The 20,557-nt window shown below is 68.5% G+C and carries 29 protein-coding genes and 1 tRNA gene; 27 read left to right on the top strand and 3 right to left on the bottom strand.

Going from position 1 to position 20,557, the window contains the following annotated elements; all coding sequences use genetic code 11:
- The 20 genes from rplX to AB7U92_RS04500 all read left to right on the top strand — a co-directional run.
- Window positions 1-234, top strand: a 234-nt coding sequence (gene rplX, locus AB7U92_RS04405) for a 50S ribosomal protein L24 (RefSeq protein ID WP_428574990.1), incomplete at its 5' end; no start/stop codon positions are given.
- Window positions 235-245: 11 nt separating this feature from the next.
- On the top strand, window positions 246-800 hold the full coding sequence (gene rplE, locus AB7U92_RS04410; protein ID WP_428574991.1) for a 50S ribosomal protein L5: 555 nt from the start codon (window positions 246-248) through the stop codon (window positions 798-800).
- Window positions 801-808: 8 nt separating this feature from the next.
- Window positions 809-1,114, top strand: coding sequence for an uS14 family ribosomal protein (gene rpsN / locus AB7U92_RS04415; RefSeq protein WP_428574992.1), 306 nt, complete (start codon window positions 809-811; stop codon window positions 1,112-1,114).
- Window positions 1,115-1,138: 24 nt separating this feature from the next.
- Window positions 1,139-1,534, top strand: coding sequence for a 30S ribosomal protein S8 (gene rpsH / locus AB7U92_RS04420; RefSeq protein WP_428574993.1), 396 nt, complete (start codon window positions 1,139-1,141; stop codon window positions 1,532-1,534).
- Between the two features lie 12 nt (window positions 1,535-1,546).
- Entirely contained in the window at window positions 1,547-2,080 is a 534-nt protein-coding gene (rplF, locus tag AB7U92_RS04425; RefSeq protein WP_428574994.1) for a 50S ribosomal protein L6, read from the top strand.
- A 12-nt stretch (window positions 2,081-2,092) separates the two neighbouring features.
- Window positions 2,093-2,461: a 50S ribosomal protein L18 gene (gene rplR, locus AB7U92_RS04430; RefSeq protein ID WP_428574995.1), complete on the top strand. Its 369-nt coding sequence runs from the start codon at window positions 2,093-2,095 to the stop codon at window positions 2,459-2,461.
- 36 nt (window positions 2,462-2,497) lie between these two features.
- A complete protein-coding gene (gene rpsE, locus AB7U92_RS04435) occupies window positions 2,498-3,016 on the top strand; it encodes a 30S ribosomal protein S5 (protein WP_428574996.1) in 519 nt (172 codons plus the stop codon).
- 20 nt (window positions 3,017-3,036) lie between these two features.
- Window positions 3,037-3,219 carry a 50S ribosomal protein L30 gene (gene rpmD / locus AB7U92_RS04440; protein ID WP_428574997.1) on the top strand — a complete coding sequence of 61 codons (183 nt, stop codon included), beginning with the start codon at window positions 3,037-3,039 and terminating at the stop codon, window positions 3,217-3,219.
- Window positions 3,219-3,650, top strand: coding sequence for a 50S ribosomal protein L15 (gene rplO / locus AB7U92_RS04445; RefSeq protein WP_428574998.1), 432 nt, complete (start codon window positions 3,219-3,221; stop codon window positions 3,648-3,650). Before rpmD ends, rplO begins: the two co-directional genes overlap by 1 nt.
- A 34-nt stretch (window positions 3,651-3,684) precedes the next feature.
- On the top strand, window positions 3,685-4,995 hold the full coding sequence (secY, locus tag AB7U92_RS04450) for a preprotein translocase subunit SecY (protein WP_428575000.1): 1,311 nt from the start codon (window positions 3,685-3,687) through the stop codon (window positions 4,993-4,995).
- A gap of 1 nt (window position 4,996) precedes the next feature.
- Window positions 4,997-5,215: a translation initiation factor IF-1 gene (infA, locus tag AB7U92_RS04455; protein WP_025495304.1), complete on the top strand. Its 219-nt coding sequence runs from the start codon at window positions 4,997-4,999 to the stop codon at window positions 5,213-5,215.
- A 29-nt stretch (window positions 5,216-5,244) separates the two neighbouring features.
- Entirely contained in the window at window positions 5,245-5,358 is a 114-nt protein-coding gene (gene rpmJ / locus AB7U92_RS04460) for a 50S ribosomal protein L36 (protein ID WP_009548427.1), read from the top strand.
- A gap of 17 nt (window positions 5,359-5,375) precedes the next feature.
- On the top strand, window positions 5,376-5,741 hold the full coding sequence (gene rpsM, locus AB7U92_RS04465) for a 30S ribosomal protein S13 (protein WP_298826421.1): 366 nt from the start codon (window positions 5,376-5,378) through the stop codon (window positions 5,739-5,741).
- Window positions 5,742-5,763: 22 nt separating this feature from the next.
- A complete protein-coding gene (gene rpsK / locus AB7U92_RS04470; protein WP_293439003.1) occupies window positions 5,764-6,168 on the top strand; it encodes a 30S ribosomal protein S11 in 405 nt (134 codons plus the stop codon).
- Window positions 6,169-6,323: 155 nt separating this feature from the next.
- Entirely contained in the window at window positions 6,324-6,947 is a 624-nt protein-coding gene (gene rpsD / locus AB7U92_RS04475; RefSeq protein WP_428575001.1) for a 30S ribosomal protein S4, read from the top strand.
- Window positions 6,948-7,092: 145 nt separating this feature from the next.
- A complete protein-coding gene (locus tag AB7U92_RS04480; RefSeq protein WP_428575002.1) occupies window positions 7,093-8,085 on the top strand; it encodes a DNA-directed RNA polymerase subunit alpha in 993 nt (330 codons plus the stop codon).
- 69 nt (window positions 8,086-8,154) lie between these two features.
- On the top strand, window positions 8,155-8,559 hold the full coding sequence (gene rplQ, locus AB7U92_RS04485; RefSeq protein ID WP_428575003.1) for a 50S ribosomal protein L17: 405 nt from the start codon (window positions 8,155-8,157) through the stop codon (window positions 8,557-8,559).
- Between the two features lie 261 nt (window positions 8,560-8,820).
- Complete coding sequence (locus tag AB7U92_RS04490; RefSeq protein ID WP_428575004.1) at window positions 8,821-9,234, top strand: hypothetical protein; 414 nt, start codon at window positions 8,821-8,823, stop codon at window positions 9,232-9,234.
- 148 nt (window positions 9,235-9,382) lie between these two features.
- Window positions 9,383-9,459: transfer RNA gene (locus tag AB7U92_RS04495), tRNA-Met, on the top strand.
- 130 nt (window positions 9,460-9,589) lie between these two features.
- The gene (locus tag AB7U92_RS04500; protein ID WP_428575005.1) at window positions 9,590-9,793 is read left to right on the top strand and encodes a hypothetical protein; all 204 of its coding nucleotides are present in this window, start codon (window positions 9,590-9,592) and stop codon (window positions 9,791-9,793) included.
- 1 nt (window position 9,794) lies between these two features.
- On the opposite strand, the gene AB7U92_RS04505 is transcribed toward AB7U92_RS04500, so the two are convergent.
- The gene (locus AB7U92_RS04505; RefSeq protein WP_428575006.1) at window positions 9,795-11,420 is read right to left on the bottom strand and encodes a hypothetical protein; all 1,626 of its coding nucleotides are present in this window, start codon (window positions 11,418-11,420) and stop codon (window positions 9,795-9,797) included.
- Between the two features lie 95 nt (window positions 11,421-11,515).
- Here AB7U92_RS04505 and AB7U92_RS04510 point away from each other — a divergent pair, with 95 nt between their 5' ends.
- Window positions 11,516-12,106: a helix-turn-helix domain-containing protein gene (locus tag AB7U92_RS04510; protein WP_428575007.1), complete on the top strand. Its 591-nt coding sequence runs from the start codon at window positions 11,516-11,518 to the stop codon at window positions 12,104-12,106.
- Window positions 12,103-12,630 carry a GNAT family N-acetyltransferase gene (locus AB7U92_RS04515; protein ID WP_428575008.1) on the top strand — a complete coding sequence of 176 codons (528 nt, stop codon included), beginning with the start codon at window positions 12,103-12,105 and terminating at the stop codon, window positions 12,628-12,630. The genes AB7U92_RS04510 and AB7U92_RS04515 overlap by 4 nt, the downstream gene beginning before the upstream one ends.
- On the opposite strand, the gene AB7U92_RS04520 is transcribed toward AB7U92_RS04515, so the two are convergent.
- Window positions 12,631-13,254 carry a TetR family transcriptional regulator gene (locus AB7U92_RS04520; RefSeq protein ID WP_428575010.1) on the bottom strand — a complete coding sequence of 208 codons (624 nt, stop codon included), beginning with the start codon at window positions 13,252-13,254 and terminating at the stop codon, window positions 12,631-12,633. It abuts the gene before it with no gap.
- Window positions 13,255-13,352: 98 nt separating this feature from the next.
- On the opposite strand from AB7U92_RS04520, the gene AB7U92_RS04525 reads away from it, so the two are divergent.
- Genes AB7U92_RS04525 through AB7U92_RS04545 form a run of 5 tightly spaced genes read left to right on the top strand, consistent with a single transcriptional unit; the run spans window position 13,353 to window position 20,052 of the window.
- Entirely contained in the window at window positions 13,353-14,564 is a 1,212-nt protein-coding gene (locus AB7U92_RS04525) for an efflux RND transporter periplasmic adaptor subunit (protein WP_428575011.1), read from the top strand.
- Window positions 14,565-14,577: 13 nt separating this feature from the next.
- Window positions 14,578-17,754 (top strand): efflux RND transporter permease subunit, encoded by a 3,177-nt coding sequence (locus AB7U92_RS04530; protein WP_428575012.1) that lies wholly within the window; start codon window positions 14,578-14,580, stop codon window positions 17,752-17,754.
- Window positions 17,751-19,151: an efflux transporter outer membrane subunit gene (locus AB7U92_RS04535; protein ID WP_428575013.1), complete on the top strand. Its 1,401-nt coding sequence runs from the start codon at window positions 17,751-17,753 to the stop codon at window positions 19,149-19,151. Before AB7U92_RS04530 ends, AB7U92_RS04535 begins: the two co-directional genes overlap by 4 nt.
- Window positions 19,148-19,621 carry a YeeE/YedE family protein gene (locus AB7U92_RS04540; protein ID WP_428575014.1) on the top strand — a complete coding sequence of 158 codons (474 nt, stop codon included), beginning with the start codon at window positions 19,148-19,150 and terminating at the stop codon, window positions 19,619-19,621. Before AB7U92_RS04535 ends, AB7U92_RS04540 begins: the two co-directional genes overlap by 4 nt.
- On the top strand, window positions 19,618-20,052 hold the full coding sequence (locus AB7U92_RS04545) for a DUF6691 family protein (RefSeq protein WP_428575015.1): 435 nt from the start codon (window positions 19,618-19,620) through the stop codon (window positions 20,050-20,052). Before AB7U92_RS04540 ends, AB7U92_RS04545 begins: the two co-directional genes overlap by 4 nt.
- 3 nt (window positions 20,053-20,055) lie before the next feature.
- On the opposite strand, the gene AB7U92_RS04550 is transcribed toward AB7U92_RS04545, so the two are convergent.
- Window positions 20,056-20,557, bottom strand: a 502-nt coding sequence (locus AB7U92_RS04550; RefSeq protein ID WP_428575016.1) for a DUF3482 domain-containing protein, incomplete at its 5' end; no start/stop codon positions are given.

Consider the following 20,557-nt stretch of genomic DNA (forward strand, 5'->3'; position numbering starts at 1 on the left):
GATGACGAGCGCATCGTCGTCGAGGGCGTGAACATCGTGAAGAAGCACGTCAAGCCGAACCCGATGAAGGGCACGACCGGCGGCGTCGTCGAGAAGTCGATGTCGATCCACCAGAGCAACGTGGCGATCTACAACGCCGCCACGGGCAAGGCCGACCGCGTGGGCGTGAAGCTCCTGGCCGACGGCAAGAAGGTGCGCGTCTACAAGTCCAGCGGCGACGAGATCAAGGCCTGAGGATCAAGAACATGGCTCAACAGCAATCCGCCCGCCTGCAGACGATCTACCGCGAGAAGATCGTCCCCGAACTGGTGAAGAAGTTCGGCTACAAGTCGACGATGGAAGTGCCGCGCATCACCAAGATCACGCTCAACATGGGCGTGAGCGAGGCCGTGGCCGACAAGAAGGTGATGGACAACGCCGTCGGCGACCTCACCAAGATCGCCGGCCAGAAGCCCGTGGTCACCAAGTCGCGCAAGGCGATCGCGAACTTCAAGATCCGCGACAACGTGCCGATCGGCTGCATGGTCACGCTGCGTGGCGTGCGCATGTACGAGTTCATCGACCGTTTCGTCACGATCTCGCTGCCGCGCGTGCGCGACTTCCGCGGCATCTCCGGCCGTTCGTTCGACGGTCGCGGCAACTACAACATCGGGGTGAAAGAGCAGATCATCTTCCCCGAAATCGACTACGACAAGATCGACGCGCTGCGCGGGCTGAACATCAGCATCACGACGACCGCGAAGACCGACGAGGAATGCAAGGCGCTGCTCGCCGCATTCAAGTTCCCGTTCAAGAACTGAGGTGGCCCGTGGCTAAACTCTCCCTCATCCAGCGCGAACTCAAGCGCGAGCAACTGGTCGCCAAGTACAAGAAGAAGTACGACGAGCTCAAGGCGATCGCCAACGACGCCAAGAAGTCGGACGAAGAGCGCTACGCCGCGCGCCTGGAGCTGCAGAAGCTGCCGCGCAACGCCTACCCGACCCGCCAACGCAACCGCTGCGAGCTGACCGGCCGCCCCCGCGGTACGTTCCGCCAGTTCGGCCTGGGCCGCAACAAGATCCGCGAACTGGCCTTCAAGGGCGACATCCCCGGTGTCGTCAAGGCCAGCTGGTAATCGGCGCGCAAAGGAGCAATTCACATGAGCATGAGTGATCCCATCGCCGATATGCTGACCCGCATCCGCAATGCGCAGATGGTCGAGAAGGCCCGCGTCGCGATGCCGTCGTCCAAGCTGAAGGTCGCGATCGCCAAGGTCCTGAAGGACGAGGGCTACATCGAGGACTTCGCGATCCGCGGCGAGCCGACCAAGCCGGAGCTCGAGATCGCGCTGAAGTACTACGCCGGTCGTCCGGTGATCGAGCACATCGAGCGCGTCAGCCGCCCGGGCCTGCGCATCTACAAGGGCCGCCACGACATCCCGAACGTGATGAACGGGCTGGGCGTGGCCATCGTCACCACCCCGAAGGGCGTGATGACCGACCGCAAGGCGCGCCAGGCCGGCATCGGCGGCGAAGTGCTCTGCTACGTGGCCTAAGGAGAGATAGCGATGTCACGCGTGGGAAAGATGCCGATCGCCCTGCCGCAAGGCGTGGACGTGTCGGTCACGGCTGACAAGATCAGCGTCAAGGGCTCGCTGGGCACGCTCGTGCGCCCGGTCAACGAGCTGGTCACGATCAAGAACGAAGGCGGCACGCTCAAGTTCGCCCCGGCCAACGACACCGCCGAGGCCGACGCGATGAGCGGCACGATGCGCGCGCTGGTGGCCAACATGGTCAACGGCGTGAGCAAGGGCTTCGAGAAGAAGCTGACGCTGGTCGGCGTGGGTTTCCGTGCCGCCGCGCAAGGCCCGAAGCTGAACCTGCAGATCGGCTTCTCGCACCCGGTCGTCAAGGACATGCCGGCCGGCATCACGGTCACCTGCCCGACGCAGACCGAGATCGTGATCAAGGGTTCCGACCGCCAGGTGGTGGGCCAGATCGCCGCTGAAGTGCGCGCGATCCGCCCGCCCGAGCCCTACAAGGGCAAGGGCATCCGCTACGCGGAAGAGAAGGTCACGATCAAAGAGACCAAGAAGAAGTAAGGAGCGACGACCATGACTCTGAACAAGAAGGATCAGCGCATCCGCCGCTCCCGCCAGACCCGGGTCCGCATCGCGACGCAGCGTGTGGCTCGCCTGACCGTGCACCGCACGAACCTGCACATCTATGCCAGCGTCATCTCCGACGACGGCACCAAGGTGCTGGCCAGCGCCTCGACCGCCGAAGCCGACGTTCGCAAGGAACTCGGCGCCGCGGGCAAGGGCGGCAACGTGGCGGCTGCCACGGTGATCGGCAAGCGCATTGCCGAGAAGGCCAAGGCTGCCGGCATCGAGAAGGTGGCGTTCGACCGCGCCGGTTTCGCCTACCACGGCCGCGTGAAGGCGCTGGCCGAGGCCGCGCGCGAAGCCGGTCTGCAGTTCTAAGCGCCCCCCGTTTCGGCGACGACAAGGAATTCGAGAATGGCAAAGTTTCAACCCCGCCAGCAGACCGAAGGCAACGACGACGGCCTGAAGGAAAAGATGATCGCGGTGAACCGCGTCACCAAGGTGGTCAAGGGTGGCCGCACGCTGAGCTTCGCGGCGCTGACCGTGGTCGGTGACGGCGATGGCCGCATCGGCATGGGCAAGGGCAAGGCCAAGGAAGTGCCGGTGGCGGTGCAGAAGGCCATGGAAGCCGCGCGCCGCAACATGTTCAAGGTCCAGCTCAAGGACGGCACGATCCACCACAAGGTGATCGGCGAGCACGGCTCGGCCAAGGTGCTGATGGCGCCGGCCAAGCAGGGTGACGGCATCATCGCCGGCGGCCCGATGCGCGCCGTGTTCGAGGTGATGGGCGTGACCGACATCGTGGCCAAGAGCCACGGCTCGACCAACCCGTACAACATGGTCCGCGCCACGCTGGACGCGCTGAAGAGCTCGACCACGCCGGCCGAGGTCGCCGCCAAGCGCGGCCTGACCGTCGAGCAGCTGTTCAGCTGATCGACCTGCGGAGAACTGTCATGGCAGAGAAGAAGACCCTCACGGTGAAGCTGGTGCGCAGCGTCGCCGGCACGCGCGAGTCGCATCGCGCCACGGTGCGCGGCCTGGGCCTGCGCAAGCTCAACAGCGAATCGACGCTGGAAGACACGCCGTCGGTGCGCGGCATGATCAACAAGGTCTCGTACCTGGTGAAGGTGCTGTAATGGAACTGAACACCATCAAGCCTGCCGAAGGCAGCAAGAAGGCGCGTCGCCGCGTCGGCCGCGGCATCGGTTCCGGCCTGGGCAAGACCGCCGGCCGTGGCCACAAGGGCCAGAAGTCGCGTTCGGGCGGCTACCACAAGGTCGGTTTCGAAGGCGGCCAGATGCCGCTGCAGCGCCGTCTGCCCAAGCGTGGCTTCAAGTCCGCGCAGCTGAAGTACAACGACGAGATCACCCTGGCCGACCTGGAGAAGCTGGGTGCGGACGAGGTCGACCTGCTGGCGCTCAAGGCAGCCAAGCTGGTGAGCCAGCTGGCGCAGACCGTCAAGGTGATCAAGACCGGCGAGCTGACCCGCAAGGTTGTGCTCAAGGGCATCGGCGCGACCGCCGGCGCCAAGGCTGCCATCGAGGCGGCCGGCGGCTCGGTGGCCTGATCGGCCGCTCGTCGACGAACTCGAACGGATCTCAGTGGCAACCAACGCGACTCAACTGGCCAAGAGCGGCAAGTTCGGCGACCTGCGTCGCCGGCTGGTCTTCCTGGTGCTGGCGCTCGTGGTCTACCGCATCGGCGCGCACATTCCCGTGCCCGGCATCGACCCGAACCAGCTCCAGCAGCTGTTCCAGGGCCAGGCCGGCGGCATCCTGAGCCTGTTCAACATGTTCTCGGGTGGCGCCCTGTCGCGCTTCACCGTCTTCGCGCTGGGCATCATGCCCTACATCTCCGCGTCGATCATCATGCAGCTGATGACCTACGTGGTGCCGACGCTCGAGGCGCTGAAGAAGGAAGGCGAGGCCGGTCGCCGCAAGATCACGCAGTACACCCGCTACGGCACGCTGGGCCTGGCCCTGTTCCAGTCGCTGGGCATCGCGCTGGCGCTGGAAGGTTCGCCCGGCCTGGTGATCGACCCGGGTTTCGCGTTCCGTATGACCGCGGTGGTGAGCCTGGTGGCCGGCACGATGTTCCTGATGTGGCTGGGCGAGCAGATCACCGAGCGCGGCCTGGGCAACGGCATCTCCATCCTGATCTTCGCCGGCATCGCCGCGGGCCTGCCGAGCGCCATCGGCGGCCTGTTCGAGCTGGTGCGCACCGGTGCGATGAGCATCATCGTCTCGCTGTTCATCATCGCGCTGGTGGTCGTCGTGACCTACGTGGTGGTGTTCGTCGAGCGCGGCCAGCGCAAGATCCTGGTGAACTACGCCAAGCGCCAAGTGGGCAACAAGGTCTACGGCGGGCAGTCGTCGCACCTGCCGCTGAAGCTGAACATGTCGGGCGTGATCCCGCCGATCTTCGCGTCGTCGATCATCCTGCTGCCGGCCACCGTGGTGGGCTGGTTCGCCACCGGTGACGGCCTGCGCTGGCTGAAGGACCTGGCTTCGCTGCTCTCTCCCGGCCAGCCGATCTACGTGATGCTGTACGCCGCGGCGATCATCTTCTTCTGCTTCTTCTACACGGCGCTGGTGTTCAACAGCCGCGAGACGGCCGACAACCTGAAGAAGAGCGGCGCCTTCATCCCGGGCATCCGCCCGGGCGAGCAGACCGCGAAGCACATCGACAAGATCCTGTCGCGTCTGACGCTGGTGGGTGCGGTGTACATCACCGCGGTCTGCCTGCTGCCCGAGTTCCTGGTGCTGAAGTACAACGTGCCGTTCTACTTCGGCGGCACCTCGCTGCTGATCATCGTCGTCGTGACGATGGACTTCTGGGCCCAGGTGCAGAGCTACGTGATGAGCCAGCAGTACGAGAGTTTGTTGAAGAAGGCGAACTTCAAGGCGAGCTGAGATGGCGAAAGACGATGTCATCCAGATGCAAGGCGAGATTCTGGAGAACCTGCCGAACGCCACGTTTCGCGTGAAATTGGAGAACGGGCACATCGTGCTCGGCCACATCTCCGGAAAGATGCGCATGCACTACATCCGCATCCTGCCGGGCGACAAGGTGACGGTCGAGCTGACGCCCTACGATTTGAGTCGCGCCCGCATCGTGTTCCGGGCCAAGTGAGCAGCCTGACGAGGGCTTAGGAGAAGACCATGAAAGTAGCCGCTTCCGTCAAGAAGATGTGCCGCAACTGCAAGATCATCCGCCGCAAGGGTGTGGTGCGGGTGATCTGCACCGACCCGCGTCACAAGCAGCGTCAAGGCTGAACTGAAGGATCCAAGAAATGGCACGCATTGCTGGCATCAACATTCCGCCGCACAAGCACACCGAGATCGGCCTGACGCACATCTACGGCATCGGCCGCACGACCGCGCAGAAGATCTGCGACAAGGTCGGTGTCGCGTACTCGAAGAAGATCAAGGACCTGACCGACGGCGACCTGGAGAAGATCCGGGAAGAGATCGGCAAGATGACGATCGAGGGCGACCTGCGCCGCGAGATGTCGATCAACATCAAGCGACTGATGGACCTCGGCTGCTACCGCGGCTTCCGTCATCGCCGCGGGCTGCCTGTGCGCGGCCAGCGCACCAAGACCAATGCGCGCACGCGCAAGGGCCCGCGCAAGTCGGGCGCCCTGGTCAAGAAGTAAGCATTGAACGAAGGTCACGAACATGGCTAAGGCACCCGTCAACACCGCCGCGCAACGCGTCCGCAAGAAGATCCGCAAGAACGTCGCGGACGGCATCGCGCACGTGCACGCGTCGTTCAACAACACGATCATCACGATCACCGACCGCCAGGGCGGCGCGCTGTCGTGGGCCAGCAGTGGCGGCCAGGGCTTCAAGGGCTCGCGCAAGAGCACGCCGTTCGCCGCCCAGGTGGCCGCGGAAGTCGCCGGCCGCGCTGCCCAGGAGCAGGGCATCAAGAACCTCGACGTGCGGATCAAGGGCCCGGGTCCCGGCCGCGAGTCGTCGGTGCGCGCGCTGGCCTCGCTGGGCATCCGGATCAACTCGATCTCGGACGTCACGCCGGTGCCGCACAACGGCTGCCGTCCGCAGAAGCGCCGCCGCATCTGAGCGCTGTTTTCCGTGGTCGGCGAAGCCGTTGCGGCCTCGCCGACTTTTTCGCTTGTGAAGCCCACCGCCTGAGCGCCCATAACAACACTCCGCCAGGCTCACGCGACGTCTCCCTCCGGGGAGTGCTCGCGCCAGATTGAACGAAGGACACCAACGTGGCACGTTACCTCGGCCCCAAGGCCAAACTCTCCCGCCGTGAAGGCACCGACCTTTTCCTGAAGAGCGCCCGCCGCCCGATCAGCGACAAGGCGAAGTTCGACTCCAAGCCCGGCCAGCACGGCCGCACCTCGGGCAGCCGCACCAGCGACTTCGGCCTGCAGCTGCGCGAGAAGCAGAAGGTCAAGCGCATGTACGGCGTGCTGGAGCGCCAGTTCCGCCGCTACTTCGCCGAGGCCGAGCGCCGCAAGGGCAACACCGGTTCGAACCTGCTGACGCTGCTCGAGTCGCGCCTGGACAACGTCGTGTACCGCATGGGCTTCGGCAGCACGCGCGCTGAGGCGCGCCAGCTGGTCTCGCACAAGGGCATCACGGTCAACGGCGAGGTGGTGAACATCGCCTCCTACCTCGTGAAGCCGGGCGACACCATCGCCGTCCGCGAGAAGGCCAAGAAGCAGCTGCGCGTCACCGATGCGGTCAAGCTGGCTGAAGCTCAGGGCATGCCGGGCTGGGTGCAGGTCGATGCGAACAAGCTCGAGGGCGTGTTCAAGAAGGCCCCGGATCGCGACGAATTCGGCGCCGACATCAAGGAAGCGCTGATCGTCGAGTTGTACTCGCGCTGATGCCGTCTTCGGGCCTGTCGCGTCGGCGCCAGGTCCCTCCCCTCGCCGTGCCGTGCCGGGCACATGGCGAGGCGAACACAGCCCGGCCATGTCCGCCAGCCTTATCGGTGTAACGAGCCGAGGGTATTGAGAGGAACAGGACTCAATGCAAACCAATCTGCTGAAACCCAAAGCCATCAACGTGGAGCCGCTCGGCGGCAATCGCGCCAAGGTCACGCTCGAGCCGTTCGAGCGCGGCTACGGCCACACGTTGGGCAACGCGCTGCGCCGCGTGCTGCTGTCGTCCATGATCGGCTACGCGCCGACCGAGGTGACGATCGCCGGCGTGCTGCACGAGTACTCTGCGATCGACGGGGTTCAGGAGGACGTGGTTCACATCATGCTGAACCTCAAGGGCGTCGTGTTCCGCCTGCACAACCGCGACGAAGTCACGCTGGTGCTGCGCAAGGAAGGCGAAGGCCCGGTCACCGCCGGCGACATCCAGACGCCGCACGACGTCGAGATCATCAACCCCGAGCACGTCATCGCCCACCTGTCGCAAGGCGGCAAGCTCGACATGCAGATCAAGGTCGAGAAGGGCCGCGGCTACGTGCCGGGCACGCTGCGCCGCTACGGCGACGAGCCGACCAAGTCGATCGGCCGCATCGTGCTGGACGCCTCGTTCTCGCCGGTCTCGCGCGTGAGCTACACCGTCGAGAGCGCCCGCGTCGAGCAGCGAACCGACCTCGACAAGCTCGTGATGGAGATCGTCACCAACGGCGCCATCACGCCGGAAGAGGCGATCCGCGCCTCGGCCAAGGTGCTGGTGGAGCAGCTCGCGGTGTTCGCGCAGCTCGAGGGCCAGGTCGACCAGATCTTCGACGCCGGCCGTACCGAGCGCAGCGACCAGAAGTTCGATCCGATCCTGCTGCGCCCGGTCGACGAGCTCGAGCTGACCGTGCGCTCGGCCAACTGCCTGAAGGCCGAGAACATCTACTACATCGGCGATCTGATCCAGCGCACCGAGACCGAGCTGCTGAAGACGCCGAACCTCGGCCGCAAGTCGCTCAACGAGATCAAGGAAGTGCTCGCCTCGCGTGGCCTCACGCTCGGCGCACGCCTCGAGAACTGGCCCCCGCAGGGCCTGGACAAGCGCTGAAACGCTCAGCGCGATGTGCAACCCCCGGTACCTGACACGGCCGGGGTTCAATAAAGACAGGAAAGCACCATGCGTCACCGTCACGGACTTCGCAAACTCAACCGCACCAGCGAGCATCGCCAGGCGATGCTGCGCAACATGTGCAACTCGCTGCTGACGCACGAGGCGATCAAGACCACGGTCCCCAAGGCCAAGGAATTGCGCCGCGTCGTCGAGCCGCTGATCACGCTGGCCAAGGAGCCCACGCTGGCCAACCGCCGCCTGGCCTTCGATCGCACGCGCGACCGCGCCGTGGTCACCAAGCTGTTCAACGAACTGGGCCCGCGCTACAAGGCGCGCCCGGGCGGCTACACGCGGATCCTGAAGATGGGTTTCCGTGTCGGCGACAACGCGCCGATGGCCTTCGTCGAACTGGTCGACCGCCCGGAGCCGGTGGCTGCCGAAGAGGCGCCCGCCGCCGAGAAGGCCGAGTGACGGCCTGATCCGCGATCTCGATCGAACCGGAAGCCGGCGTGAGCCGGCTTTTCTGTTTCCGGGCACCGCTCATGGCCTGCCTGCGAGGGAGTCGAGCCGCCCAGCCAACAAAATCACGCTCACTCGACCCCCTATGCGGATGATGGCCGCGCCGGACCGCTGCACAGACGCGGACGAAACGGCAGAATGAGGCCGAAGGGGTTGAAGCTGCCGCGGCAGGGGGCCAGGAGCGCGATCCGAAGTGTGGGTGGCGAAGATCAGATGAGCGCGAGCAACACCTCCGAAGAAGCGTCGGGCCCGGTCCAGGGCGGCGGCGACAGCGTCGACTGGATGCGGCTGCGCAGCCCGCAGCGCGACCAGGATCGCGTGCTGCAGAGCCCGACGCACGTCTGGCTGCGGCGCATCCCGTCGGCCATCCACCCCAAGCACCTGTGCCGCTACTACCCCCGCATCGCCAATCGCCTGGCGATGGCCTGGGGCGACAAGACCGAGGTCGAGGAGATCTTCGAAGACCTCCTGCAAGACCGGCGCGGCCAGCGCAAGGGTTTCTCGGAACGCGTGCGCGTGGAGATCGAGCGGCTGCAGCGCTTCCACCAGCGCAAGCTGCATGTCAACTACCCGCCGCTGATGGTGGTGCGCCGCCGCCTGCCGCCGGGGCTCGACGGCAACGGCTAGGCGGCGTGCCGTCTCTGGGCGTGAGCCGCCGGAGCTTGTGGCGTGCCGGCCAGCGGACGAGGCCCGACCGGACAGGACTCCTCGCTCCGCCCCGCACGCACTCGGCGAACACGGTCGACGAAACTAGGCTATACTCCGCAGCTTCAGTCGCGAGGTGGAGCAGTCTGGTAGCTCGTTGGGCTCATAACCCAAAGGTCGCAGGTTCAAATCCTGCCCTCGCAACCACCGAATACCCAGTGCCCCAGGCACATTCGAAGCCCGCCTCTAGGTGGGCTTCGCTGCTTCGGGGCGCTGTTGCCCGGGTGCAAAGGCCGTGCATCGGTCAGCGCCGGCCCGGCTCCGCTAGAGTTGCGCCGTGACCTCCGCGAAGAAGCCATCGCAAGCCTCCGACCGCCGCACCGGCCGCGACCGGCGTAAGGCCGATCGTGGCTCGCCCACCGGGCGGGAACGGCGGGTCGGCATGGAGCCGCGCAAGCCCGAGATCAGCGAGATCGAGGTCACGCCTTCCGAATGGGCTGCGCTCGAGGAACAGCTGAAGCCGCCGAGCAAGGGCGGTTGACTCAGAAGCTCGTCTTCGTCTTCACGTTCAGCTGCACCTTCTTGATGTCGCTGGTGGCGTCGATCGGGAAGGCCAGGTCGACGTGCAGCACGTTGCTGAAGGCCGAGCGCACGCTGACGATGCGCAGCCCGACGCCGGCATTGCGCAGCCAGCCCGGATTGACCGTGTTGACGTTGTCGCCGCCCCAGGCGCGCCCGACGTCGAAGAACGCCGCCCCACCGACGCGGAACAGCTGCCAGACGTACAGGTCGGTGTAGAAGCGCTCCTCCACGGTGAACAGGGCGCGGCGCGTGCCGCTCTGGTAGCGCAGGGGATAGCCGCGCAGGCCGTTGTCCGCGCCGAGCAGCAAGGCGTCGGGCAGCGACGGCCGCACCACCCGATCGGCCGACGCGGACGCATAGAAGAGCCAGCGCCTGCCTTGCGGCAGGTAGTACTGCGCCTGCGCGCCCAGGCGCTGCCGACGCGATTCCCCTGCGTCGAACTCGCCCGACAGCAGCGCCTGCACCATCAACCGATGCTCCGGCCAGGGTTCGAACCCGCGCGCGATGTTGCCGTTGTAGAGCCAGGGGTTGCGCGCCGAGCCGAGCGCCACCGACGCCCGGCCGAGCTCGAAGGTCGCAGCCAAACCCAGCGCAAAGAACTCCGGCCTGCCGATGAGGTTGCGGTTGGTCTCGCGCTCGAAGCGGTCTTCGATCAGCTCGTAGCGCGCGAACGGCAGCACGAGCTTCTCGGTGGCCGGCAATCCGGCGGGCGCCACCAGGCCCGGCTCGACGGCGTAGCTGTCTTCGAGCTTGCGAAGCCCGAGCGTGTAGCGCTGCACCCAGCCGTCGCGCAGCCCGGCTGACCAGCCGCCGAACACCTCCTCGCGCCGCTCGCCGCGGCGGTACTGGCTGACCACGTTGCCGGCGTTGTAGATCGAGTCGATGCGATCATCTCTCAGCGCCGAGGCGCCGGCCGTCCAGTGCGCGTCGAGTTCATAGAACGGCCGGACCAGCGAAACCGCATCCCGCGTGCCGTCGCTGCTGGAGGCATGCTGGTATGAGAACGAAGCCCAGGTGCCGAACGCGCGGGTGTTGGAGAAGTCGAACTCGGTGCTCGTGCGGTCGACGTCCTTGGAGCGCCCCAGCGCAATCGACGTGCCCGTGCCGAGGATGTTGTACTCGCGCAGCTTGAACCCGCCGGTGTTCGCGCCGCCGGAACGCCCCGCGCTGAGCCCGGGATCGAGAGACCAGGTGTCTCGTGTGCGGACTTCGAGATCGACCACGCCGTCGTTCAGCGCCACCGGCCGGATCTCGACGTCGTACAGATAGCGGTTGCTGCGCAGCAGGCGTTCGGTCTCCTCGATCACCCGGACCGAAAGCGGTTCGCCGGACTTGAACAGCAGGCTGCGACGGATGACTCCCTCGCGAGTGGGAATGTGCAGCCGGTTGGCGGTGCGGAACAGCCAGCGGTCTTCCTTCGGATCGGACAGGTCGAAGATCGGCCCGGGCACGACGCGCACCTCGCCGATGCGCGCGCCAGCCGCCTCGAGTTCCGCCAGGTCGGGAAGCGGAGGTTCGAGGCTCTGCGCGTGTGCCGGAAGCGCCAGCGCGAGAAGGAGGCTGGGAAGCCGGAGCGCCCAATGCATGTCGCGAGTGTGCCGTTGGCCGCTTGGGCTGGCATTAACCGGGCGCAAGCCATGCCGGCAGTTTACGGGAGACAAATTCCAGTAAACTGGATGCCATGGATGTCACCCAGCGCCTCGCGCGTCGCCTGAAATCGTTGCGTGAAGAGCGAGGCTGGTCGCTCGACGCCCTGGCCGCGCGCAGCGGCGTGAGCCGCTCCAACATCTCGCTGATCGAGCGCGGGCAGAGCAGCCCGACGGCGAGCGTGCTCGACAAGCTCAGCGCCGGACTGGGCGTCACGCTGGCTTCGATGTTCGAGGAGCCGGCCGAGCCCGGCACCGCCGCCTCGCCGCTGGCGCGCGTGGCCGACCAGCCGCTGTGGGCCGATCCCGGCTCCGGCTATCTGCGCCGCAACGTGTCACCGCCGGTGCGCTCGCCGATCCAGCTCGTCGACGTGCGCTTCCCGGCCGGCCAGCGCGTCGCCTACGAGGCGGCGCCGCGCGACGACGAGGTCCATCAGCAGGTCTGGATGATCGACGGCACGATGACGCTGACGGTGGGCGACACCATCTGGCGGCTGGAGGCCGGAGACTGCCTGGCGATGACGCTGGACGCGCCCATCGTCTTCCACAACCCCGGGACACGCGAGGCGCGCTACCTCGTCGCCCTGGTCAGCCTGCCGCGCGGCGGGGCAAGGAGAGTCGCATGAGCACAGGTTTCGCGATCCGGCGCGTCGCTGCCGGCGAGGTCGATGCGCTGGTGGAGCCGCTGGCCGAGGTGCTGCTGGATTGCGTCGAAGGCGGTGCCTCGGTCAGCTTCATGTGGCCACTGCCGCGCGAGCGCGCGCTGTCGTTCTGGCGTGGTGTGGCTGCCGGCGTGCGCAGCGGCGAACGCTTGCTGCTGGTGGGCGAAGCCGAGCCGGGGCGGATCGACGGCACCGTGCAGCTGGTGCTGGCCCAGCCCGACAACCAGCCGCACCGCGCCGACCTGGCGAAGATGCTGGTGCACCGCCGCGCGCGCCGGCGCGGGCTGGCGCGCTCGCTGCTCGATGCGGCCGAGCAGGCCGCGCGAGACGAGGGCAAGACGGTGCTGGTGCTCGACACCGTCACCGGCGGCGACGCCGAGCGGCTCTACCAGCGCAGCGGCTGGCAGCGTGTCGGCGTGATCCCCAACTACGCGCTGATGCCCGACGGCCGGCCCTGCCCGACCACCTACTTCCACAAGCCGCTCTGATCAGGGGCCGGCCGGCGCCAGGCCGCGCAGGTAGGCGTCGATCGCCTGCTCGCCCACGCGCACGAGGTCGAAGGCCTGCGGATCGATCATCCAGTTGGTGATCAGGCCGTCGACCAGCGACTCCATGCCCATGGCCGCCGCGCGCGCCGGCAGGGCACTGCGCAGCCTGCCCAGGCGCGCGGCGCGACGCAGGCCGCGTTCGACGTTGGCCACCCGGTTGCGAATGCCCGTCAGGCGCCGCTCGCGCACGCCGCGCAAGGCATTGCCGTGCTCGACCTTGAACAGCGCGACCTCGAACACACGCCGGGCCTGCGGGTCGTTCACCGTCGCCCGCAAGGCCGCCAGGTAGCTGCCGCGGATCTGCGCCACGGGATCGTCGAGCGTGCGCTCGCCGCTGCGCAGGATCTCCGCCTCGAGCGGCAGCGTCACGCGGTTCATCATCGCGTTGAACAGGTCGGCCTTGTTGCGGAAGTGCCAGTAGACGGCGCCGCGCGTCACGCCCGCTGCCGTGGCGATCTGCTCCAGCGAGGTGCGCGACACGCCGCGGCGCAGGAACTCGCGCTCCGCCATGTCGAGGATGCGGTCGCGGGTGCGCAGGGCGTCTTCCTTGGTGCGGCGGGCCATGGGTGTTTCGGCGGATGACCGACATACATTCAAGCTTGTATGTATAGTAACTTCTCGTCGTCGGCGTCGGGAGGCGCCGATCGTCACAAGGGGATTCCATGACCAGCCAGCGGGCACGCTTCCGTCTCCACTCTCTCGTTGCCGTGCTGGCCCTGCCGCTGGCCGCCTGCGGGCCCAAGGGCCAGGGCGCCGCTCCGCCCGCCCCGCCGCCGCCGGAAGTGGGCGTCGTCATCGCCACGCCGGCCAGCGTCGGCGTCGTGTCCGAGCTGCCCGGGCGCACCGAGTCCTCGCGCGTCGCCCAGGTGCGCGCGCGTGCCGCCGGCATCGTGCAGCGGCGCCTGTTCACCGAGGGCAGCGAGGTCAAGGCCGGCCAGCCGCTGTTCCGCATCGACGACGCGCCCTTCCGCGCCGCGCTGGCCGCCGCGCAGGCCACGCAGGCGCGCGCCGAGGCCAACCTGCTGCAGACGCGCGCTCAGGCCGAGCGCTACAAGCCGCTGGCCGAAGCCAACGCCGTGAGCCAGCAGGAGTACATCGCCGCGCAGGCCGCCTTCAAGCAGGCCGAGGCCGACGTCGCTTCCGCCAAGGCGGCGGTGCAGACGGCGCAGATCAACCTGGGCTACACCAGCGTCACCTCGCCGATCTCCGGGCGTATCGGCCGTGCGCTGGTCACCGAAGGGGCGCTGGTCGGCCAGGGCGAGGCCACGCAGCTGGCCGTGGTGCAGCAGATTGATCCGCTGTTCGTCAATTTCACGCAGAGCGCCGACGAGGTGCTGCGCCTGCGCGCGGCCATCGCCAGCGGCAAGTTCCAGAGCGCCGGCACGGCTGGCTCGGTGGCGGTGAGCCTCGTGCTCGACGACGGCAGCGTCTACCCGCAGCGCGGCAAGCTGCTGTTCTCCGACCTCTCGGTCGACCCGACCACCGGCCAGATCGCGCTGCGCGCCGAGGTGCCCAACCCGAAGGGCGCGCTGCTGCCCGGGCTGTACGTGCGCGTGCGCCTGGCGCAGGCCGAACTGCCGGCGGGCATCGCGCTGCCGCAGCAGGCGGTGCAGCGTGGCGGCGCCGGCGATACGGTGATGGTGGTCGGCGCCGACGGCAAGGTAGCGCCGCGGCCGGTCAAGGTGAGCCTGGGGCCGAACCGGCAATGGGTGGTGCTCGAGGGGCTCTCCGGCGGCGAGCAGGTGGTGGTCGACGGCTTCCAGAAGATCCGCCCGAACGCGCCGGTGAAGCCGGTGGCGTGGCAGCCGGCAGGCGCGGCCGGCGCCCCGGCGGTGGCTGCCGCGAGCGCGCCGGCCTCGGCCGCCTCGCGCTGAAGGGGCCGCTTCCATGGCGCAGTTCTTCATCGACCGGCCCATCTTCGCGTGGGTGATCGCGCTGTTCATCCTCGTCATCGGCGGCGTGTCGATCACCCAGCTGCCGGTGGCGCAATACCCGCCGGTGGCACCGCCGTCGATCGTCGTCAACGTGGGCTATCCGGGCGCCTCGGCGCAGACGCTGGAGGACAGCGTCATCGCCGTGATCGAGCGCGAGATGAACGGCTCGCCGGGCCTCGCCTATTTCGAATCGGTGGCTCAGGCCGATGGCAGCGGCTCGATCACGCTGAGCTTCGAGCCCGGCACCAATGCCGACCTGGCCCAGGTCGACGTGCAGAACCGCCTGTCCCGCGCCACGCCGCGGTTGCCGCAGGCGGTGGTGCAGCAGGGCGTGCGTGTCGACAAGGCGAACCCGAACTTCCTGCTGTTCATCGTGCTGTCCAGCGACAAGGGCGTGCTCGACCCAGTGGCGCTGGGCGATTTCGCCGCGCGCAACGTGCTGCCCGAGATGCAGCGCGTGCCAGGCGTGGGGCAGGCGCAGCAGTTCGGCACCGAGCGCGCGATGCGCATCTGGATCGACCCGGCCAAGCTGGTGGGCTACCGCCTCTCGGCGGCCGACGTCAACGCCGCCATCGCGGCGCAGAACGCGCAGGTGTCGTCCGGCACGATCGGCGACCTGCCCAATACGCCCGACCAGGGCATCTTCGCCACCGTGGTGGTCAAGGGCCAGCGCGAGACCACCGAGCAGTTCGGCAACATCGTGCTGCGCGCCAACCCCGACGGCTCCACCGTGCGGCTGCGCGACGTGGCCCGCATCGAACTCGGCGCGCAGAGCTACGGCGTGCGCACGCGGCTCAACGGCGAGCCTTCCACCGGCATCGGCATCCAGCTTTCGCCCACCGCCAACGCGCTGCAGACGGCCAAGGCGATCAAGACCCGGCTCGACGAACTGCGCCCCTACTTCCCGGCCGGCGTGAAGGCCACCATCCCGTACGACAGCTCGACCTTCATCGGCATCTCGATCCGCCAGGTGGTCGAGACGCTGGTCGAGGCGGTGATCCTGGTGTTCCTCGTGATGTACCTGTTCCTGCAGAACATCCGCTACACCATCATCCCGACGCTGGTGGTGCCGATCGCGCTGCTCGGCAGCTTCGCCTCGCTGCTGGCGATGGGCTTCTCGATCAACGTGCTGACCATGTTCGGCATGGTGCTGGTGATCGGCATCGTGGTCGACGACGCGATCGTCGTGGTGGAGAACGTCGAGCGCATCATGAGCACCGAGGGCCTGCCCCCGCTGCAGGCCACGCGCAAGGCGATGGGGCAGATCTCCGGCGCCATCATCGGCGTGACGGTGGTGCTGATCTCGGTGTTCGTGCCGCTGGCCTTCTTCAGCGGTGCGGTGGGCAACATCTACCGGCAGTTCGCGGCGGTGATGGTCACCTCGGTGGCGTTCTCGGCCTTCCTGGCGCTGTCGCTCACGCCGGCGCTGTGCGCCACGCTGCTCAAGCCGGTGGAGGCGGGTCACCACCACGCCAAGGGCGGCTTCTTCGGCTGGTTCAACCGCTTCTTCACCCGCACCGCCAAGGGCTACGAAGGCTGGGTGGCAAAGATCCTGCGCCGCGCCGGGCGCTTCATGATCATCTACGCGGCGATCATCGGCGCGGTGGTGGTGCTGTTCGGCCGCCTGCCCACCTCCTTCATCCCCAACGAGGACCAGGGCAACATCCTCGTCAACGTCCAGCTGCCGCCCGGTGCCACGCAGAACCGCACGCTGGCGGTGATGCAGCAGGCGGAGAAGTACATGCTGGCCCAGCCCGAGGTGCAGAACATGGTCTCGGTGATGGGCTTCAGCTTCTCGGGCAGCGGCCAAAATGCCGGCCTGGCCTTCGTCACGCTGAAGGATTGGGACGAGCGCACCGAGCCGGGCCAGTCGGCCCAGGCGCTGGTGGGCCGCGCCTTCGGGGCGCTGGGCAGGATCCGCGATGCCTTCATCTTCCCGGTCAGCCCGCCGGCGATCCGCGATCTCGGCCGCGCCAACGGCTTCGCGATGCGCCTGCAGGACCGCGGCGGCAACGGCCACGCGGCGCTGCTGGCGGCGCGCAACCAGCTGCTCGGCCTGGCGCAGAAGAGCCCGCTGCTGGTGGCGGTGCGGCCCGACGGCCTGGAAGACGCCTCGCAGCTGCAGCTCGACATCGATCGCGACAAGGCCAGCGCGCTGGGCGTGAGCTTCGCGGCGATCAACAGCGCGCTGTCGACGTCGCTCGGCTCCTCTTACGTCAACGACTTCCCCAACGCCGGACGCGTGCAGCGCGTGGTGGTGCAGGCCGATGCGCCCACGCGCATGCAGCCCGACGACCTCCTGCGCATCAACGCGCTGAACAGCGCCGGCAACCCGGTGCCGCTGTCGGCGTTCGCGAGCACGCGCTGGATCACCGGGCCGATGCAGAAGATCCGCTACAACGGCTACCCGACGATGCGCATCGCCGGCGAGCCGGCGCCTGGGGTGAGCAGCGGCGCCGCGATCGCCGAGATGGAGCGCCTGGCCGCGCAGCTTCCGCCGGGCTTCGCCTACGAGTGGACGGGCCTGTCGCGCGAGGAGAAGCTCTCCGGCTCCACGGCGCTGATCCTGTTCGCGTTCTCGCTGCTGTCGGTATTCCTGTGCCTGGCGGCGCTGTACGAGAGCTGGTCGATCCCGCTGGCGGTGATCCTGGTGGTGCCACTGGGCGTGCTCGGCGTGATCCTCGGCGCCAACTTCCGCGGGCTGGAGAACGACGTGTTCTTCAAGGTCGGCCTGATCACCATCATCGGCCTGTCGGCGAAGAACGCGGTGCTGATCATCGAGTTCGCGAAGGATCTGGCGGCGCAGGGCCGCAGCCTGGTCGATGCGGTGCTGGAAGCGGCACACCTGCGCTTCAGGCCGATCATCATGACCTCGATGGCCTTCATGCTCGGCGTGCTGCCGCTGGTGCTGGCCAGCGGCGCCGGCTCGGCCAGCCAGCACAGCATCGGCACCGGCGTGCTCGGCGGCATGCTCAGCGCCACCTTCCTCGCGGTGTTCTTCGTGCCGGTGTTCTTCGTCGTCGTGCGAAGCATCTTCAAGGGCAGCGAGCGGCAGCGCCGCTTCGACCGCGAGCATGGCCATGCGGTCGGCGCTGACGCTCCTGTCGCGCCGGGCAAGGAGGACGCATGAGCACGCACCTGATCCGCGGCGCCGCGGCACTGTCCGCGGTGCTGCTGGCCGGCTGCATGAACCTCGCGCCGAAGTACGAGCGCCCGGTGGCACCGGTGGCCGAGCGCTTCCCGCTCGCGCCCGAAGCCGCGGCGAGCGCACCGGCCGCAGCCGAACTCGACTGGCGGCAGTTCTTCATCGACGAGCGCCTGAAGCGCCTGATCGCCATCGCGCTGGCCAACAACCGCGACCTGCGCATCGCCGCGCTGAACATCGAGGCGGTGCGCGCCCAGGCCGCGGTGCGCGACGCCGACCGCTGGCCGACGCTCAACGCCGGCCTGACCGGCTCGCGCACGCCCACCGCTTCCGGCGGCATCAACTCGCTGTACACCGCGGGTCTGCAGGTCACGGCCTACGAGCTCGACCTGTTCGGCCGCCTGCGCAACCTGAGCGATGCCGCCGCTGCCCAGGTGCTGGCCAGCGAGGAGGCGCGCAAGGCAGTTCAGATCAGCCTGGTGGCGGCGGTGGCCAATGCGCATATCGCGCTGGCTGCCGACGACGCGCTGCTCGAGGTCACCCGGCAGACGCTGGCCACGCGCGAGGAGTCGCTGCGCCTGGTGAAGCTGCGCTTCGACAACGGCGCCAGCTCCGAGCTCGACCTGCGCCAGGCCGAATCGCTGCTGGAGTCGGCGAAGGTCAGCCTGGCCCAGGCCACGCGCCAGCGTGCGCTCGACGAGAACGCGCTCACGCTGCTGCTCGGCCAGCCGCTGCCCGCTGACCTTCCTGCGGCGGCGCCGGTGCAGGCGATGTCGGCCCTGCCGGAACTGCCGGTAGGCCTGCCCTCGGAGGTGCTGCTGCGCCGGCCCGACGTTCGCCAGGCCGAGCAGCAGCTGATCGCCGCCAACGCGAACATCGGCGCGGCACGTGCGGCCTTCTTCCCGCGCATCACGCTGACCGGCAGCGTGGGCGTCGCCAGCGGCGACCTCGGCGACCTGTTCAAGTCCGGCAACTCGGCGTGGAGCTTCGCGCCGCAGTTGATCCAGCCGCTGTTCGACGCCGGCCGCAACCAGGGCAACCTCGACCTCGCCAAGGCCAGCCGCGACATCGCGGTGGCGCAGTACGAGCGAGCGATCCAGAGCGCGTTCCGCGAGGTGGCCGACGCGCTGGCCGGCCGCGCCACGCTGGCCGACCAGCTGCGTGCGCAGGAGCGGCAGCTCGCTGCCGAGGAGGCGCGCCACCGGCTGGTGGAGCTGCGCTGGCGCAACGGTGCCACCAGTTCTCTGGAGCGGCTCGATGCGCAGCGCTCGCTGTTCGCCGCGCAGCAGGCGCTGGTGCAGCAGCAGGCGCTGGCGGCGCAGAACCTCACGGCGCTGTACCGCGTGCTGGGCGGCGGCTGGCAACCTGGGAGCGCGCCGTGATCGCATCGTTCTTCCCGAACGGTTGGCAGCACTACCTCGCCGGCGGCCTGTTCATCGGCGCCGGCGTGGCGCTGCTGTATGTGGCCACCGGCCGGCTGGCCGGCATGAGCTCGGTGTTCACCTCCAGCTGGTCGTACGTGTCATCACGCGTCGCGTTCCGGCAGCCGCGCTGGCTGGCCAGCCGTGCGTGGCGGCTGCAGCTCGCGCTCGGGCTGGTGCTCGGCGCGGCGCTTTGGTGGCTGCTGCTCGGGCCTGCCGAACCGCTGGCCACCGGCGTGCCGGCGTGGCGACTCGCGCTCGGCGGCCTCGTCGCCGGCTTCGGCGCACGGCTGGCCGGCGGTTGCACGTCGGGCCACGGCATCTGCGGCATGGGCTCGCTGAAGCTGCCCTCGCTGCTGGCGGTGCTGACCTTCATGGCCACCGGCTTCCTCACCGCGATGGCGCTGGGCGCGCTCGGGGTGGCGCCATGACGGCTGCGATCGTCACCGTCGCGGCCGGCGCGCTGTTCGGCTTCGGCCTCGCGCTGTCGGGCATGGTGCGGCCGGAGGTGGTGCTGTCGTTCCTGCAGTTGCAGGATTTCGGCCTGATGCTGGTGATGGGCGGCGGCCTCGCCGTCACGCTGGCGGCCTACCAGCTCGCACCGCGCTGGCGCCGAACGCCGCTGCTGGCCGCGGCCTATGAGGCCCACACCGCCCGCATGCACCGCGACACCTTCGTCGGCTCGGCGCTGTTCGGCGTCGGCTGGGGCCTCAGTGGTGTCTGTCCCGGCCCGGCCATCGCGGGGCTGGGCACCGGCAACCTCGACATGCTGTGGGTGCTCGGTGGCCTCGCGGCGGGAGCGTGGTTGCAGGGCGTGCTGGCCTCCGGCGGAAGCCCGGCCACAGCCCCTCAGGAGGGCTGAAGCTCAGGCCAGCGCACGCAGCGCCGCGAGCAGCTCGCGCTGCGCGGCCTCGCGCCGCGGCGAATCCTCGTCGGCCCAGCGCGGGTGGGCACGGGCCGGCTGCAGCGTGCGCAGCAGGGGCTTCAGGCGGTCCATCGGCAGCGCGCTGCGTTCCAGGTCGATGCGGTCGTCGGCGGCATGGCCGCGAGCCTGCAGCGCCAGGTGCAGGCCGAGCAGCCGCTGGGCGACCACCAGCAGCACGGTGTCTTCCAGCGACAGCGACTCGCGCCCCTGCACGGCGTCTGCCAGGCGCCGGCCGAGCGGGCCGAAGCCCTGGCTGATCGCGCCGCCCACGGTGGCACCGAGGGCGGCTGCGGCGCCGAGCGAGAGCCCGGCCAGCGCCACGTCGGCGGCCAGGCCTACGCCGGCGCCGATGGCGGCGCCCTTGCCGAGCCGCACGCCGGCGTCGCGCAGCGTCTCCGGGTGGAAGAGGTCGGCGGCCCAGCGCCCGTCGAGCCAGGGCAGC

The sequence above is a fragment of the Piscinibacter sp. genome (assembly GCF_050175855.1).
Taxonomy (GTDB): domain Bacteria; phylum Pseudomonadota; class Gammaproteobacteria; order Burkholderiales; family Burkholderiaceae_C; genus Piscinibacter.